The sequence below is a fragment of the Pseudomonas sp. P7759 genome (assembly GCF_013386445.1).
In the GTDB taxonomy this organism is placed as follows: Bacteria; Pseudomonadota; Gammaproteobacteria; order Pseudomonadales; family Pseudomonadaceae; genus Aquipseudomonas; species Aquipseudomonas azotoformans_A.
Window position 1 is genome coordinate 86212 of sequence record NZ_JACART010000039.1, and the last position, 15306, is coordinate 101517.

Here is a 15306-nt window from a genome sequence, read left to right on the forward strand (position 1 = left end):
GTCAACTTCCTCCGTAGCGCTCGGCAAATGCTTGTGTGGCCGATGTCAGCCTGCTTAGTTCGCGCTCAGTCAGTGGCAAGCTCAGCGCAAATAAACCACGGCGTGCGCTATAGATCCCACATTCGAGCAGGTGAAAGAAGAACAGGTCGCGTAGGTCGTTTCGTTCCGTTGGAATATCCGAGGGCCGACGGATGAGTAAGCCCGTGGGATGCAGATTCATCACCGAACCTTGTCCGGTAAATTGCATCGCCATGGGGGCCAGTGCTTGATTGAGCTGTCCGCGTAGCTTGTCGCCTCGAGCATTCAGGTCCAATGCGGCTTCGCGGGTATACACCTGCTCCAATCCGGCGAGACCCGCTGCCATGGTCAGCACATTGTTGTTGAACGTGCCCGCATGGGAGAGGCACCCGTGACGCGGGTCGAACTGCCCCATGATGTCCCGTCGCCCACCGAGGACACCGCACGGCATGCCGCCGCCGATGTATTTGCCCAGGGTGATCAGGTCGGGCGTGATGCCGAGTTTTTCCTGCAGGCCACCGGGGCCAAGGCGCGAGGTCATCACTTCGTCGAAGATCAGCAGTGAACCGTGGGCCTGGCTCCTTTCCCTTAGGCCTTTGAGAAAACCCGGCTCTGCGCAAATACACCCGCCTGCACCGAGCATCGGCTCTACCAGGATGGCCGCGATGTCGACATGCTCACGCAGCAAACGCTCGACGCTCTCCAGGTCGTTATAGTCAGCCAGGTACACCCGATGCGGCACATTCATCGCTGTGCTCGTCCCGGCAAAACTTAACACGCCACCATGGTAACCGCCGTTGAACGCGATGACGCCGTTGCGCCCCGTGTAGGCTTTTGCCGCTGCCAGTGCGAGCAGATTCGCCTCGGTGCCGGAGTTGGTAAAGCGCACCTGCTCAATGCAACTGAAGCGTTCCACAATCAGCGTCGCCAACCGCGCTTCCAGTTCTGTGTGTGCGCTCAGGTTCAACCCGTTCGCCATCGCTTCTGACAGCGCATGGATGATCACCGGATGAGAGTGCCCATACAACGCCGCCGTGTATTCGGCCAAAAAGTCGACATAACGGTGCCCGTCCAGATCGTCGAGAAAGCACCCATTGCCGCCCGTCATCACCAACGGAAACGGCTCGTAAAACAGCACCGAGCGGGTGTTACCCCCTGGCATCACCCGCGCCGCCCAATCCAGTTGACGTGCACTGTTGGGATTGGCCTGGATGTACCGTTGAATGCAATGTTCCAGCTCAAGCATTCCAGGCATCACCCACCCCCTTCTTCAGCGCCGCACGTTTCGGATACACCAGCATCAACAACCCGAACCACGCCGCCGCAACATAAAACGCCGCCCGCGTTTCCGGGTCGCGGATCACCAACACCGTCAGCACACCCAGGTAACCCAGCACCAAGACACTGCTGACCTTGGGCCAGGGCAAACGGTAATGCACCTGCGCCAAGCCATTGCGCTGCACCTTGCGGCGATAAGCCATATGCGCGGTGATAATCACCACCCATACCCAAATCAACAGGCCCAGAATGCCGGTGATCAACAAGCTGAAAATGCGCTCCGGAATCAGGTAATTAAGTAGCACCCCCACCAGCAAAATCGCAGTCGACACCATCAAGCACCGAGCCGGTACCTGGCGCGGGCTCAACACCCGCAACTGACGCGGCGCCTGCTGAATATGTGACAGTGCAAATAACATTCGGCTGGTGGCAAACAGCCCGGTATTACAGGAAGACGCCAACGCGCTGATCACCACAAAATTGATCAACCCAGCCGCCATCCCCAGCCCGATGCTGTCGAACACCATCACAAACGGGCTTTGCGACGTATCGATCTGATTCCACGGATACAGCGCCATGATCACCGCCGTCGACCCCAGGTAAAAAATCGCCATCCGCCACAAAATGCTATTGATCGCACGGGGCAACGTGCGCTGCGGCTCCGCCGTTTCCGCCGCGACCAGACCGACTACTTCAATGCCCGCAAAGGTAAAAGCGGCGACAGGCACCGCAAACCAAAACCCACTCCAGCCATTCGGAAAAAACCCACCGTGCTGCCAGAGATTGGCCACCGAGGGTGTCGTCTGCGCCGACGTCTCCAGCCCAAACAGCAGAATCACCAACCCCGCCCCAATCAGCCCGACAATCGTCAACACCTTGATCAACGCCAGCCAGAACTCCACCTCGCCGAAGGTCTTCACCGCAAACAGATTGATCACCATCAACACCCCAACAGTGACCAATGCCGGAATCCACTGCGGCAACTCCGGAAACCAATACTTCATCAACACCCCGATCCCGGTCACCTCCAGCACCCCCACCAGAATCCAGATCATCCAATACGACCACCCCGTGATAAACGCCACTCGCGGCCCCAAAAACTCCTCCGCATAGGTCGCAAACGACCCACTGCTGGGCCGATACAACGACAACTCCCCCAACGCCCGCGCAATCAGATAAACCATCCCCCCACACAACGCATACGCCAGCAACAATGCCGGCCCCGCCGTGGCAATCGCTTTGCCCGACCCCAAAAACAAACCGGCCCCGATAATTCCGCCGATTGCGATCAACATCACATGGCGCTCTTTAAGCGATCGCGCCAAGCCATGGTTGGAAGAGTGAAGCGGTGTTGTGGACATCAGCATTCCCCCGTACTGCGTTGCGCAGTGGTTGTGGGTGATGGTCCGGCTTGGGCCGGTTTTATTGTACGGTGTGCAATAAGCAGGTTTTGGGCCATCGAGGAGAGGCCGCGAAGAATCGGGGTTTAAATGACTTGTTTAGATATGCGTGTAAGAAAGTTTTCTTGATGTTCATTTTGTGTAGGAGAGCGGGGTGAGTGTCACCTGGGAACACAGGTGTGTGGGGGGAACCCAAAGGCGGGAACGGCCTGATTTTCAAGAGCCAGCAGGGCACATCCCTTTCATTTGCAGGACGTTTCCGAGAGAATCCCCAGCGCATTGCGCCAGCGGGGATGGGTGACTAGGCTGGGGATCGTCACTGCTTATTCAGTGATCGGGTTTAGTCGCCCGGATTCGATTGGCGTATGAGCAACTCATAAGTCAGGCACCCTTTCGCCTGCATCTTATGGTGGCTGTGCGCAGGGCACCTCCGGGTGCGCCGGGTTTCCAATCGACCGGTCGACTAACCTGCGTACAGCTGCCGCCTTTTGTTTAGTCGCGGGAAGTGGCAGCTCCAAATTATCGATTGGAGGTTTGCTATGGATAAAGTTGTTTCGGATTTATCATCGTCGCGCGCACCCAACCCATTTGTCGTTAATGAAGAACTGAGCTTTGAGGATGCCTGGGTGCGTGTGGCGGAGTTGCTGCAATGTGCGGTGGCGACGTCGCAGGTGCTCGGGGAACCCCTGGGTGCGCCGCAGAGGGCGGTGATGCATTTGGTGGAGATGGCGAAGATGGTGGCGGATCGGGCTGTGGAGTGTATGCAGCCTAGCTAAGCGGTCCGCTTTGGGTCATTCAATTGTCCAGCAGCCTGTTGGACAATTGACTTGGGATATTTTCAGGCATTAAAAAGCCGGCTTGTGGCCGGCTTCTCGCTGACTGCTTCAGCTTGTTTTTGACAAACCTCACCAGCCTTCAAATCGCTCAGCCCACATTGCGTCGGGCTGAATAGTAGGGGCATCAGCGGGAACTCCTCCGCATCGCCAAGCAGGGTGGATAGCCTTCGCCACCCCCTGCCAAATGTGCGGCGCATGATACCCACATTCACTTCAGTTGCCCACCTCTGGATCCGATTTAGAGCCTTCCCAACCCAACAAATGCTCATCCAGCGGTACGGGCGGGCGGCGGTTATTCAGGGTGGACCACCAGAATACCCAGCCCACAATCTGGAAGTTCTGCTCGAACCGTTGCTCGTACGTCAGGTACTCGTCCGGATGCTCGTTGGCATTGTGGCTACGCATGCGCAATCCGCCGCCGGGTCGGTTGTAGAGGTATTTGATGCGCAGCATGCCGTCGTGTTCGACGGCGTAGATTTCGCCGTCGATGATTTGGGTGCGGCCTCGGTCGATGGCGAGGGTGGCGCCTTGTTGGATGATGTCGATCATGCTGTTGTCGACCATGTAGGCGCCCAGGGCGCGGTCGGGGTTGACGTTGAGGGCTTGGAGGGTGTGCAGGGTGACGCGGATGCGTTCGGTGGAGGTGAATGAGGGGTGGAGGTCGATCTCCACGTCGATTTTTTCTGGAAGACAGGCGGGGCCTGTGAGGTATTTGCCGCTTCCTTCGCGGATGGTGGGCAGTCCTTTTCGGGTGGTCGGGCCTTCCAGCAGGAAGTTGGCCGGTGGGTGTTTGGGGCCTTCGCCGGTGCGCAGCCAACGGCTGGAGATGCACAGCAGTTCTGCGATCTCGTTGAGTCGGCCCATGGGTACACCGCGCTTGAACCAGTTGTTCACGTGTTGAGGCGTGACGCCGCGGTTCTTGGCGAAGTCGGAGGCGGAAAGATGGACTTCCCGCAGTAGCGCTTTTAAACGATCACCTGATGTATTCATAAACACAAAGCTTACTGACCGGGACAACAGATCAAATAAACCATGCGTTGAGTGGGTCATGTAGGTCTTTGCTTAGTTGTAGCCTGATACTTCGGATTAATGTCGAAATTAAACATTTACTATAAGTAATTGAACTTGCCGTTTAATTTTTCCCACAAAAAAAGCCCCGAATGATCGGGGCTTTTTCAATTGCCTGGGCAATGAGGAGCGGGTATCAGCCTTTGTAGGCAGCGACCGACTTCAGGATCTCGGCGCGGGCGGCGTCTGCGTTGCCCCAACCGTCGATCTTCACCCATTTGCCTTTTTCGAGGTCTTTGTAGTTCTCGAAGAAGTGTTTGATCTGCTCCAGCAACAGCGGCGGCAGGTCGGTGTATTCCTTCACGTCCACGTACAGCTGGGACAGCTTGTCGTGTGGCACTGCGATGACTTTGGCATCGCCGCCGCCGTCGTCGGTCATGTTCAGGATGCCGACCGGACGTGCGCGGATTACCGAGCCTGGGGTAACCGGGTAAGGGGTTACGACCAGCACGTCGAGGGGGTCACCGTCGTCAGCCAGGGTGTTAGGGATGAAACCGTAGTTGGCCGGGTAGAACATCGGGGTGGCCATGAAACGGTCAACGAACAGGCAGTCGCTGTCTTTGTCGATTTCGTATTTGATCGGCGCGTGGTTGGCCGGAATCTCGATGGCGACGTAGATGTCGTTCGGCAGGTCTTTGCCAGCCGGAATCTTGCTGTAGCTCATTGGGCGTTGCCCCCGTTAATTGGCCATTAAACATGGCCGGATTGGCCTAAAAGTGGCGGCGATTATAGGCACATTCTGACGCCGATGCCATGCGCCAGACGTCGTACGGTCATTCGCCTTGTGGCTGATAACGCGGGTCGCTGGCTTGCAGTTGGGTGAGGCGGGCCAAGGGATCCTGACGATAAAAGCGGCTGAGTTGGGCGTACACCTGTGGATAATGGCTGACCAGCAAATCCGGGGCGCTGAAAAAATATTCGCTGGTGACGGCAAAGAATTCAGCCGGGTTTTCGGCGGCGTAGGGGTCGATCTCGGTCTCGGCGTCCGGGTTGGCGTCGAGTTGGCGATTGAGGTCGTCGTAGGCGGTCTGCATCACGCTGGCCCATTCCTGCACGCGCATGTCGTTGTGCAGCGGCGGCAGGCCGTTGGCGTCGCCGTTGAGCATGTCGAGCTTGTGCGCCAGTTCGTGGATGACCAGGTTGTAGCCCTCCCAATTGCCACTGGCCAGCACGCCGGGCCAGGCGAGGATCACCGGGCCCTGTTGCCAGGCTTCGCCGCTGTGTTCGCCGTCCCATTCGTGCTCGATGCCGCTGCTGTCGCGATGGCGCTGCGGGCTGACGAAGTCGTCGGGGTACAGCACGATTTCATGGAAACCCTGGTACCAGTCGAGGTCACCCAGGTTCATCAGCGGCAATTGCGCCTGGGCGGCGAGCAGCAGGCGTTGTTCCTGATGCAGCTCGACGCCGGGCAGGGCAGTCAGGTGCTTTTCGGCGAGGAACATCACGCAGGCTTCGCGCAGCCACTGGTCCTGCTCGGCGCTGATGCCGTCGAGGAAGGTCAGGTGATGGCGCACCCGCTGCCAGGTTTCATCGGCAATCGGGTGCTTGGCCAGCAAGCGCCGGCGACGCCAGGCGCTGAGGGACCACATATCCGGTTACTGCGGCTTGGCTTCGGAGGACGCGCGGCCAAAGCGGCTGCGGAACACACCAATGATCATCGGCACCAGCGACAGCAGGATGATGAACACCACCAGCAGCGACAGGTTTTTCTTGATAAAGGGCACGTTGCCGAAGAAGTAACCCAGGGTCACCAGGCCGCCGACCCAGAGGATGGTGCCGAATACGCTGAAGCCGAAGAAGCGTGGGTAAGGCATCTTGGCGATACCCGCCACGAACGGTGCGAAGGTACGCAGGATGGGCAGGAAGCGCGCCAGGGTCACGGTTTTGCCACCGTGCTTGTCGTAGAAATCGTGGGTTTTTTGCAGGTAGTCGCGACGGAAGATTTTCGAGTTCGGGTTGTTGAACAAGCGTTCGCCGACCGTTCGCCCGATCACGTAGTTGGTGCTGTCGCCCAGGATCGCCGCCAGCATCAACAGGCCGCCGAGCAGCACCGGGTCCATGCCGCCGCCCGCGGCCACGGCGCCGGCAATGAACAGCAACGAGTCACCCGGCAGAAACGGCATGACCACCAGGCCGGTTTCGCAAAAGATGACCAGAAACAGAATGGCGTAGATCCACGGACCGTAATTGGTTACCAGCAGGTCGAGGTAGACGTCGAGATGCAGGATAAGGTCAAGCGGGTTGAAATCCATGGATGGCACCTGTGTGAATGGCCCGGCTCAGCAGGCCTGTGCGGAAGCTCGGGTAATAAGGCTACAAGTGTATGCCGCAATTCTTACAACCCTGAAAGGTCCGCATTATACGGATTGAGAGGTGAAAAGCGTGTTGGTTTTGTAGCGGGGGATGTCGTGGTTTCTCTGGCGTACACGATCTAAATGTGGGAGCGGGCTTGCTCGCCTTCGCGAGCAAGCCCGCTCCCACAAGGGATTTTTGGTGTTGTCGGGGCTCAGTCTTCGCTGATGGGCAGTGTGTAGTTCTTGAACTCCGTGTCTTCGCGAAACCCAATCGACTCGTAGGTCTTTTGTGCCACTTCATTGTCGCTGCTGGTCGACACCCGCAGCCGCACCGCGTGGGTCTCCTTGGCCATCTTCTTGGCCGTGCGCATCAGGTTATCCGCCACCAGTTGCCGGCGTGCGTCTTCAGCCACGTAGATGTCATTGAGGATCCACACCCGCTTGAGCGACAACGACGAAAAGCTCGGGTACAGCTGGCAAAAGCCCAACAGTTTTTTGTCGTCATCATCCGCCAGGGCCAGGTAAATCACCGATTCCTTGCGGCGCAGGCGCTTTTCCAGGAAGTCCCGCGATGAATCCGGGAAGGGCAAGGCCCCGTAGAACTCGCGGTATTTGACGAACAATGGGGTCAACAGGTCCAGGTGTTCCAGGGTCGCTTGAGTAATCCGCATGCCAGGCCTCAACTTCCAAATGGGGGATGACCACACAAGCGGCCGTGACTCGATGCTGCCTAATGGCGCGAAAAAGCGCAATCGTGCAGCGATCAGTCATCCGGTGAGCTGAGCAGGAAATTGCCTTTCATCAGGTCCGGATCATCCGATTCGATGGTCTGGACCTGCGCCTCGTCCTTGAGATTGACCCCCGACAGCTGCCGACGACACGCCTCTCGCATCAAGTACAGCAAACGATGGGCCGCCATGCCATAGCTCAGGCCTTCCAGGCGCACATTGGAGATGCAATTGCGATAGGCGTCGGTGAGGCCGACCTTGGGGTTGTAGGTGAAATACAACCCCAGGCTGTCCGGTGAACTGAGCCCCGGCCGTTCGCCGATCAGGATCACCACCATCTTGGCGCCGAGCAATTGCCCGATTTCATCCGCCACCGCCACCCGGCCTTGTTCCACCAGAATGACCGGCGACAACGACCAGCCTTCGGCGTGGGTTTGTTCTTCCATGCGTGTCAGAAACGGCAAGGTGTGTTTATGCACGGCCAGGGCCGATAAACCATCGGCTACTACCACGGCTAAATCCACGCCGCCGGGGTTGGCTGACGCATGGTCGCGCAGCGCTTGGGCGGATTCATCACTCAGACGCCGCCCCAGGTCCGGGCGTTGCAGGTAGCTGTGGCGGTCGGCAGCCGCGCTGTGCAGCAACAGTGTGTCACGCCCGCGTTCGGCCAGCTGGCTGCTGAGGCCCGCGTGGTCAAAGGGCAAATGCACCGCGTCGCGCGCCTGGGCGTGGGCAAATTGAAAGTCCAACTGCGCGTTGGTGGGAATGCTGGTGCCGGTTCGGCCCAGGGCAATGCGCGCCGGGGTCAGGCGGCGCAGTTCCAGCCAGGGGTTGTCAGGCAGGTCGAGTTGCACAGGCGGCTCCTTCATCCCAGTTGCGCCAAGGCTTGGCGAAAGGCCGGTGGCAGGCTGTTGCCGAAGTGCACCTTGCCGTCGGCTTGCGTGAAGATGCCCATTTTTGCCAGCCACTGTTCGAATTCCGGCGCCGGTTTTAAACCCAATGTTTGCCGGGCATAGAGCGCGTCGTGGAACGAGGTGGTCTGGTAATTGAGCATGATGTCGTCGGAACCGGGGATGCCCATGATGAAGTTGATCCCGGCCACGCCCAGCAGGGTCAGCAGGGTGTCCATGTCGTCCTGGTCGGCTTCGGCGTGGTTGGTGTAGCAGATGTCGCAACCCATGGGCACGCCGAGCAGCTTGCCGCAGAAGTGGTCTTCGAGGCCGGCGCGGATGATCTGCTTGCCGTTGTACAGGTACTCCGGACCGATAAATCCTACGACGGTATTCACCAGAAACGGCTTGAAATGTCGGGCTACCGCGTAGGCGCGGGTCTCGCAGGTTTGTTGGTCGACGCCAAAGTGCGCGTTGGCCGACAAGGCGCTGCCCTGGCCGGTTTCGAAATACATCAAATTCTGGCCCAAGGTGCCGCGATTGAGGCTCAACCCTGCTTCATAACCTTCCTGCAGCACGCTCAGGCTGATGCCGAAACTGGCGTTGGCCGCCTCGGTGCCTGCGATCGACTGGAACACCAGGTCCAGCGGCACGCCACGGTTGATGGCCTCGATGGAGGTGGTGACGTGGGTCAGCACGCAGGCCTGGGTCGGAATTTCGTAGCGCTGGATGATCGCGTCGAGCATCTCCAGCATGGCGCAGATCGAGGCGATGCTGTCGGTGGCCGGGTTGATGCCGATCATCGCGTCGCCATTGCCGTACAACAGGCCATCCAGAATGCTCGCGGCGATACCGGCCGGCTCGTCTGTCGGATGGTTGGGTTGCAGGCGTGTGGATAAACGCCCGCGCAGGCCCATAGTGCCGCGAAATTGCGTAACCACGCGGATCTTCTGCGCCACCAGTACCAGGTCCTGCACGCGCATGATCTTGGACACGGCGGCGGCCATCTCTGGTGTCAGACCTGGCGCCAAGGCGCGTAGGGAATGTTCGTCGGCCGCGTCGCTGAGCAGCCAGTCACGCAGACCGCCGACGGTCAGATGGCTGACGGCGGCAAACGCCTGTTTATCGTGGGTGTCGATGATCAGGCGGGTGACTTCGTCGCTTTCGTAGGGGATCAGCACTTCTTGCAGGAAATGCTTCAGCGGGATATTTGCCAGCGCCATCTGCGCCGCCACGCGCTCACCGTCGTTCTGTGCGGCGACGCCGGCGAGGAAGTCCCCGGAACGCGCGGGGCTGGCCTTGGCCATCACGTCCTTGAGGCTGTCGAAGCGATAGGTTTGTGCACCCACCGCGTGGGAAAAGCTTGCCATACAGTGTCTCCTTGGCGACGCGAGCAACTGCCCGCGTCGAGGTTTACGGCAGTTAGTGCAGGGCGGCCTCTGCGGCCTGGATCGCCGCGAATTCCTCTTCGGGCGTGCCTGCTACCAAGTGATGCCGGCTGTAGAAAGCAAAGTAAGCAATTAATACTCCATAGATGATCGCGGCGCCAATCACCACCCGCGGATCCACCAGAAAGCCCGCCACCACGGCCACACAGGCCAGCACCAGCGCAACGCCGGAGGTGAAGATACCGCCCGGCGTGCGGTACGGACGGTCCATTTTGGGGCGACGGATGCGCAGGGTGATGTGCGCGGCCATCATCAGCACGTAGGAAATGGTTGCGCCAAACACCGCCACCAGAATCAGCAGGTCACCCTGGCCGGTCAGCGACAAGCCGAAGCCGATGATGCCGGGGATCACCAAGGCCAACACGGGTGCCTTGCTCTTGTTGGTCTGAGACAGTTTGCGCGGCAGGTAGCCAGCACGGGACAGTGCGAAGATCTGCCGCGAATAGGCGTAGATGATCGAGAAAAAGCTCGCGATCAGGCCAGCAAGCCCCACCAGGTTCACGAAACTGCCCATCCAGGTGGAACCGCCGTAGGACAGCGCCAATGCTTCAACCAGTGGGTTGCCGGATTTGATCAATGCGTAAGTGCCGGCGCCGCCCGGTGCGATCACCAGGATCAACAGGGCAAAACTGGTCAGCACCACAATGGCGCCGATCAGGCCACGCGGCAGGTCGCGTTTCGGGTTCTTGGTTTCTTCGGCGGCCAGGGGCACACCCTCAACGGCCAGGAAGAACCAGATGGCATAAGGAATTGCGGCCCACACACCGACATAGCCAAACGGCAGGAAGGTGCTGGCGCCCTTGGCTTCAGTCACCGGAATGTCCAGCAGGTTGGCGACATTGAAGTGCGGCACCATCGCCACCAGGAACACACCCAGCGCGATTGCGGCAACGGCGGTGATCACGAACATCAACTTCAGGGCTTCGCCCACGCCAAAGATGTGGATGCCGATAAAGATGATGTAGAACGCCAGGTAAATCATCCAGCCGCCAATGCCAAACAGCGATTCGCAGTACGCGCCGATAAACACTGCAATAGCGGCAGGGGCGATGGCGTATTCGATCAGAATGGCGGTGCCCGTGAGGAACCCGCCCCAAGGGCCAAAGGCGCTGCGGGCAAAGCCGTAGCCGCCGCCAGCGGTGGGAATCATGGAAGACAGTTCGGCCAGGGAAAAACACATGCACAGGTACATGGTGGCCATCAATAAGGTGGCAAGGAACATCCCGCCCCAGCCACCTTGGGCCAGGCCGAAGTTCCAGCCGGCGTAGTCGCCGGAGATCACGTAGGCAACGCCGAGGCCGACCAGCAACACCCAGCCGGCGGCGCCTTTTTTAAGTTCGCGTTGTTGGAAGTATTGGGAGTCGACTTTTTCGAAGTCGACAGATGAACTTGTAGGTTCGCTAGACATGGAAAAGTACCTTCCGTTGTTATTGTTTTAACTCGGCCTCTTTGTGCCGAATGCAATTCGCAAGTACTTATGAAGATCTAAATGTGGGAGCGGGCTTGCTCGCGAAAGCAGTGGGTCAGTTAATAAATCATTGACTGTTACACCGCTTTCGCGAGCAAGCCCGCTCCCACATTTTTAATTGCATTTCAACTGTGAGGGCGGGGTGTCAGTTAGAAAAAGCCCAATGGATTAATGTCGTAACTCACCAGCAAGTTTTTAGTCTGCTGGTAGTGATCCAACATCATCTTGTGCGTTTCACGCCCCACGCCGGACTTTTTGTAACCGCCAAACGCGGCATGCGCCGGGTACAGGTGGTAGCAGTTGGTCCACACGCGGCCCGCCTTGATTGCGCGGCCCATGCGGTAGGCGCGGTTGATGTCGCGGGTCCACACGCCGGCGCCCAGGCCGAACTCGGTGTCGTTGGCGATCGCCAGGGCTTCGGCTTCGTCCTTGAAGGTGGTGATGCTCACCACCGGGCCGAAGATTTCTTCCTGGAACACGCGCATTTCGTTGGTGCCCTTGAGCAGGGTCGGCTGGATGTAATAGCCGCCGGCCATGTCACCGGTGAGCTTCTCGACCTTGCCGCCGGTCAGCAGTTGCGCGCCTTCGCCCTTGGCGATTTCCAGGTAGGACAGGATCTTGTCGAATTGCTGCTCGGACGCCTGGGCGCCGACCATGGTGTCGGTGTCCAGCGGGTCGCCGCGTTTGATCGACTCGATTTTCTTCATCACGACTTTCATGAAGTCGTCGTAGATCGACTCCTCTACCAGCGCACGGGAAGGACAGGTGCACACTTCGCCCTGGTTGAAGAACGCCAGCACCAACCCTTCGGCGGCTTTCTCGATAAAGGACGGCTCGGCTTTCATGATGTCGGCGAAGAAGATGTTCGGCGATTTGCCGCCCAGTTCCACTGTCGACGGAATGATGTTCTCGGCCGCCGCATGCATGATGTGCGAGCCCACGGGCGTCGAGCCAGTGAAGGCAATCTTGGCGATGCGCTTGCTGGTGGCGAGGGCTTCGCCGGCTTCTTTGCCGAAACCTTGAACCACGTTCAATACGCCAGGTGGCAACAGGTCACCGATCACCTCCAGCAACACGGTGATGCCCAGCGGGGTTTGCTCGGCGGGCTTGAGCACCACGCAGTTACCGGCGGCCAGGGCCGGGGCGAGTTTCCACGCGGCCATCAGGATCGGGAAGTTCCACGGGATGATCTGGCCGACCACGCCCAGCGGTTCATGGAAGTGGTAGGACGCGGTGTGTTCGTTGATTTCGGCGCTGGTGCCTTCCTGGGCGCGGATGCAGCCGGCGAAGTAGCGGAAGTGGTCGGCGGCCAGTGGGATGTCGGCGTTGAGGGTTTCACGCACGGCCTTGCCGTTGTCCCAGGTTTCGGTGATGGCCAGCAGTTCGAGGTTCTGTTCGATGCGGTCGGCGATTTTCAGCAGGACCAGCGAACGGTCCTGGGCCGAGGTCTTGCCCCAGGCGTCGGCGGCGGCATGGGCGGCGTCCAGGGCCTTGTCGATGTCTTTGGCGGTGGAGCGCGGGAATTCGGCAATTGCCTTGCCGTTGACCGGCGAGGTGTTGGTGAAATAGTTGCCATCGACCGGCGCAACGAACTCGCCACCGATGTAGTTGCCGTACTTGGCTTTGAACGAAACGATGGCGCCTTCAGTACCGGGGTGTGCGTAACGCATGGTGGGTATCTCCTGGCTTTTATGTTTATTGGGAGCGCAGCGCAGCAAGCGCTTGATAAAGCGTAGAGCAAAGGTTGGGCCACCGCCTTGCTGGCCAGGCAAATCAAGGGGTTAGGCTTTGTAGCAAGGCGTTGCTGTGGCAAGCTCGATACACCCGGTGTGACAGTTTGTGCCACAAACGGTACAGCCTGTGACCGGTGAGTCGCTCCGGGATTGCATTGCCTGGAGGGCTGGGGGATGCTGGTGGTTCTCACGCAGGGAGAATAATAAGAAATGCACAACGATCATTTCAGTCGCCATGCCCAGCAAGTCCTTACCGTGGCGCATGGCCGCGACCCGTCCAGCGATCCGTCCATCGCCCGCTCCTGGCTGCGTTGTCTGGAGGACTACCACCTCGACCCTGCGCAAACCATTGCTCCGACTGTGCTTGAACATGGTCGCTTGCTGGAAAGCCGCGAGCGCCTGCAACAAGTGCTGCACATCGCCGGCAACGAGATGAACAGCCTGCATCAGCAGCTCTCGGGCGCCGGCCATGCGGTGTTGCTCACGGATGCACGCGGCGTGATCCTCAACTGTGTCACCGCGCCGTCCGAGCGCAAGATCTTCGAGCGCGCCGGGTTGTGGCTGGGCGCGGATTGGAGTGAGGCCTGTGAGGGCACCAACGGCATCGGCACCTGCCTGGTGGAACGCCAATCCCTGACCATTCATCGTGACGAACACTTTCGTGGCCGGCATACCGGGCTGACCTGCTCGGCGAGCCCGGTGTTCGATCCCCATGGGGATCTGCTGGCGGTGCTGGATGTGTCCTCCGCGCGGGAAGCGGTGTCGCGCCAGAGCCAGTTTCACACGATGGCGCTGGTGAACCTGTCGGCGAAGATGATCGAGAGTTGCTACTTCCTGCGTCATTTCGAGAACCACTGGCTGCTGCGTTTTCACTTGCAGGCCGAGTCGGTGGGGCTGTTCAGCGAAGGGTTGCTGGCCTTTGACGGAGAAGGGCGCATCTGTGCGGTCAACCAGAGCGCGTTGAACCTGTTGGGCCAGATGCGTGGCGGCTTGTTGGGGCAGCCGGTGGAAGCGTTTTTCGACTGTTCCCTGGATCAATTACTCGGCCGCGCCAGCGCCAATGCCACGGCCAGTTGGCCGCTGCGCACCCGCGATGGTCGACAACTGTTTGCCGCATTACGTGGGCAAGCGCGCAGCGCACCAGCACCTTTCATTAAGCCTGAGCCTGCTCCGTTGCCAGGCATCTGCCTGGGCGATCCCGCGTTGCAACAGGACTTTCGCAAGGCGCTGCGGGTGTTCGAGCGTGATGTGCCGCTGTTGATCAATGGCGAAACCGGTTCCGGCAAAGAGGCCTTCGCCAAGGCGGTGCACCTGGCCAGCCAACGTGCCGACAAGGCATTCGTCGCGCTCAACTGCGCCGCCATCCCGGAAAGCCTGATCGAAAGCGAACTGTTCGGCTATCGCGGCGGCAGCTTTACCGGTGCGCGCAAAGAAGGCATGCAAGGCAAGTTGCAGCAAGCCGACGGCGGCACCCTGTTCCTCGATGAAATCGGCGACATGCCCCTGGCGCTGCAAACCCGACTATTAAGGGTACTGGAGGATCGGCTGGTGGTGCCGCTCGGCGGCGAGCCCCAGGCGGTGAACGTACGAATTATCAGCGCAACCCACCGCAATCTACTGGAGCGCGTGCAGGACGGCAGCTTCCGCGAAGATTTGTATTACCGGCTCAATGGCCTGGAAGTCGGCTTGCCGCCGTTGCGCGAGCGTAGCGATAAGTCCCAGTTATTGGATTTCCTGCTGGCCCAGGAGGCCAATGGCGAGTCGGTGGCTCTCGACCCATCGGCGCGTGGCGCGTTGTTGGCGTTTGCCTGGCCGGGTAACGTCCGCCAGTTGCGCACGGTACTGCGCACCCTGGTGGCGCTGTGTGATGGAGGACGTGTCGGCCTGGAGGATTTGCCCGCGCAGATTCGTCAGGCCCGACCCTTGCCGGTTGCGCAGGCCAAACCGTTGGAGTCGCCGCTGGAAGACGCCGAGCGCCTGGCGTTGCTCGCCGCGTTGCAGCAGCAGCGCTGGCACATGACGCACACGGCAGAGCAACTGGGCGTCAGCCGCAACACGCTGTATAGGAAGCTGCGCCGGCACGGCATCGCACGTCACACCCTCAGCTAAAGGGTGCGATTTTCGCCCCCCTGCGCTAACCTGCCT

The 15306-nt window shown here is 59.6% G+C and carries 13 protein-coding genes; 2 read left to right on the forward strand and 11 right to left on the reverse strand.

The genetic code is table 11. The features are described 5' to 3' along the window. Position 1: 1 nt before the first annotated feature. The gene (locus HX823_RS24380; RefSeq protein WP_256350242.1) at positions 2-1264 is read right to left on the reverse strand and encodes an aspartate aminotransferase family protein; all 1263 of its coding nucleotides are present in this window, start codon (positions 1262-1264) and stop codon (positions 2-4) included. Next, positions 1257-2591, reverse strand: coding sequence for an amino acid permease (locus HX823_RS24385; protein WP_235165497.1), 1335 nt, complete (start codon positions 2589-2591; stop codon positions 1257-1259). The genes HX823_RS24380 and HX823_RS24385 overlap by 8 nt, the downstream gene beginning before the upstream one ends. Positions 2592-3235: 644 nt before the next feature. Between HX823_RS24385 and HX823_RS24390 the strand changes: the two genes are divergently transcribed. Beyond that, on the forward strand, positions 3236-3472 hold the full coding sequence (locus HX823_RS24390) for a hypothetical protein (RefSeq protein ID WP_177077098.1): 237 nt from the start codon (positions 3236-3238) through the stop codon (positions 3470-3472). Positions 3473-3745: 273 nt separating this feature from the next. Here the strand turns inward: HX823_RS24390 and HX823_RS24395 are convergent, their stop codons facing one another. From HX823_RS24395 to HX823_RS24435, 9 genes are all read right to left on the reverse strand, one after another. Next, positions 3746-4522 carry a helix-turn-helix transcriptional regulator gene (locus tag HX823_RS24395; protein WP_177077100.1) on the reverse strand — a complete coding sequence of 259 codons (777 nt, stop codon included), beginning with the start codon at positions 4520-4522 and terminating at the stop codon, positions 3746-3748. Positions 4523-4736: 214 nt separating this feature from the next. Next, positions 4737-5264 carry an inorganic diphosphatase gene (gene ppa, locus HX823_RS24400; protein WP_003219382.1) on the reverse strand — a complete coding sequence of 176 codons (528 nt, stop codon included), beginning with the start codon at positions 5262-5264 and terminating at the stop codon, positions 4737-4739. 109 nt (positions 5265-5373) lie between these two features. Beyond that, complete coding sequence (locus HX823_RS24405; protein ID WP_038850068.1) at positions 5374-6189, reverse strand: zinc-dependent peptidase; 816 nt, start codon at positions 6187-6189, stop codon at positions 5374-5376. Positions 6190-6195: 6 nt separating this feature from the next. Beyond that, positions 6196-6852, reverse strand: a complete 657-nt coding sequence (locus HX823_RS24410; RefSeq protein WP_033898377.1) for a DedA family protein — start codon at positions 6850-6852, stop codon at positions 6196-6198. Positions 6853-7106: 254 nt separating this feature from the next. Then, positions 7107-7565 carry an N-acetyltransferase gene (locus HX823_RS24415; RefSeq protein ID WP_038846327.1) on the reverse strand — a complete coding sequence of 153 codons (459 nt, stop codon included), beginning with the start codon at positions 7563-7565 and terminating at the stop codon, positions 7107-7109. A gap of 92 nt (positions 7566-7657) precedes the next feature. After that, entirely contained in the window at positions 7658-8491 is an 834-nt protein-coding gene (gene eutC / locus HX823_RS24420; protein ID WP_038846326.1) for an ethanolamine ammonia-lyase subunit EutC, read from the reverse strand. Beyond that, positions 8488-9882, reverse strand: coding sequence for an ethanolamine ammonia-lyase subunit EutB (locus HX823_RS24425; RefSeq protein ID WP_028618091.1), 1395 nt, complete (start codon positions 9880-9882; stop codon positions 8488-8490). The genes eutC and HX823_RS24425 overlap by 4 nt, the downstream gene beginning before the upstream one ends. A gap of 52 nt (positions 9883-9934) precedes the next feature. Beyond that, positions 9935-11368 carry an ethanolamine permease gene (eat, locus tag HX823_RS24430; protein ID WP_016978565.1) on the reverse strand — a complete coding sequence of 478 codons (1434 nt, stop codon included), beginning with the start codon at positions 11366-11368 and terminating at the stop codon, positions 9935-9937. A gap of 209 nt (positions 11369-11577) precedes the next feature. Continuing rightward, positions 11578-13098, reverse strand: a complete 1521-nt coding sequence (locus tag HX823_RS24435; protein WP_016978566.1) for an aldehyde dehydrogenase family protein — start codon at positions 13096-13098, stop codon at positions 11578-11580. A gap of 273 nt (positions 13099-13371) precedes the next feature. On the opposite strand from HX823_RS24435, the gene HX823_RS24440 reads away from it, so the two are divergent. Further along, positions 13372-15270, forward strand: coding sequence for a sigma-54-dependent Fis family transcriptional regulator (locus HX823_RS24440; RefSeq protein ID WP_177077102.1), 1899 nt, complete (start codon positions 13372-13374; stop codon positions 15268-15270). The last annotated feature ends 36 nt before the right edge of the window (positions 15271-15306 follow it).

Excerpts from the sequence above, each read along its gene's own strand:
- eat (WP_016978565.1), bottom strand. The coding sequence starts at position 11,368 with ATGTCTAGCGAACCTACAAGTTCATCTGTCGACTTCGAAAAAGTCGAC.
- HX823_RS24435 (WP_016978566.1), bottom strand. The coding sequence starts at position 13,098 with ATGCGTTACGCACACCCCGGTACTGAAGGCGCCATCGTTTCGTTCAAA.
- ppa (WP_003219382.1), bottom strand. The coding sequence starts at position 5,264 with ATGAGCTACAGCAAGATTCCGGCTGGCAAAGACCTGCCGAACGACATC.
- HX823_RS24425 (WP_028618091.1), bottom strand. The coding sequence starts at position 9,882 with ATGGCAAGCTTTTCCCACGCGGTGGGTGCACAAACCTATCGCTTCGAC.
- HX823_RS24410 (WP_033898377.1), bottom strand. The coding sequence starts at position 6,852 with ATGGATTTCAACCCGCTTGACCTTATCCTGCATCTCGACGTCTACCTC.
- HX823_RS24395 (WP_177077100.1), bottom strand. The coding sequence starts at position 4,522 with ATGAATACATCAGGTGATCGTTTAAAAGCGCTACTGCGGGAAGTCCAT.
- HX823_RS24380 (WP_256350242.1), bottom strand. The coding sequence starts at position 1,264 with ATGCTTGAGCTGGAACATTGCATTCAACGGTACATCCAGGCCAATCCC.
- eutC (WP_038846326.1), bottom strand. The coding sequence starts at position 8,491 with ATGAAGGAGCCGCCTGTGCAACTCGACCTGCCTGACAACCCCTGGCTG.
- HX823_RS24415 (WP_038846327.1), bottom strand. The coding sequence starts at position 7,565 with ATGCGGATTACTCAAGCGACCCTGGAACACCTGGACCTGTTGACCCCA.
- HX823_RS24390 (WP_177077098.1), top strand. The coding sequence starts at position 3,236 with ATGGATAAAGTTGTTTCGGATTTATCATCGTCGCGCGCACCCAACCCA.
- HX823_RS24385 (WP_235165497.1), bottom strand. The coding sequence starts at position 2,591 with ATGTTGATCGCAATCGGCGGAATTATCGGGGCCGGTTTGTTTTTGGGG.
- HX823_RS24405 (WP_038850068.1), bottom strand. The coding sequence starts at position 6,189 with ATGTGGTCCCTCAGCGCCTGGCGTCGCCGGCGCTTGCTGGCCAAGCAC.
- HX823_RS24440 (WP_177077102.1), top strand. The coding sequence starts at position 13,372 with ATGCACAACGATCATTTCAGTCGCCATGCCCAGCAAGTCCTTACCGTG.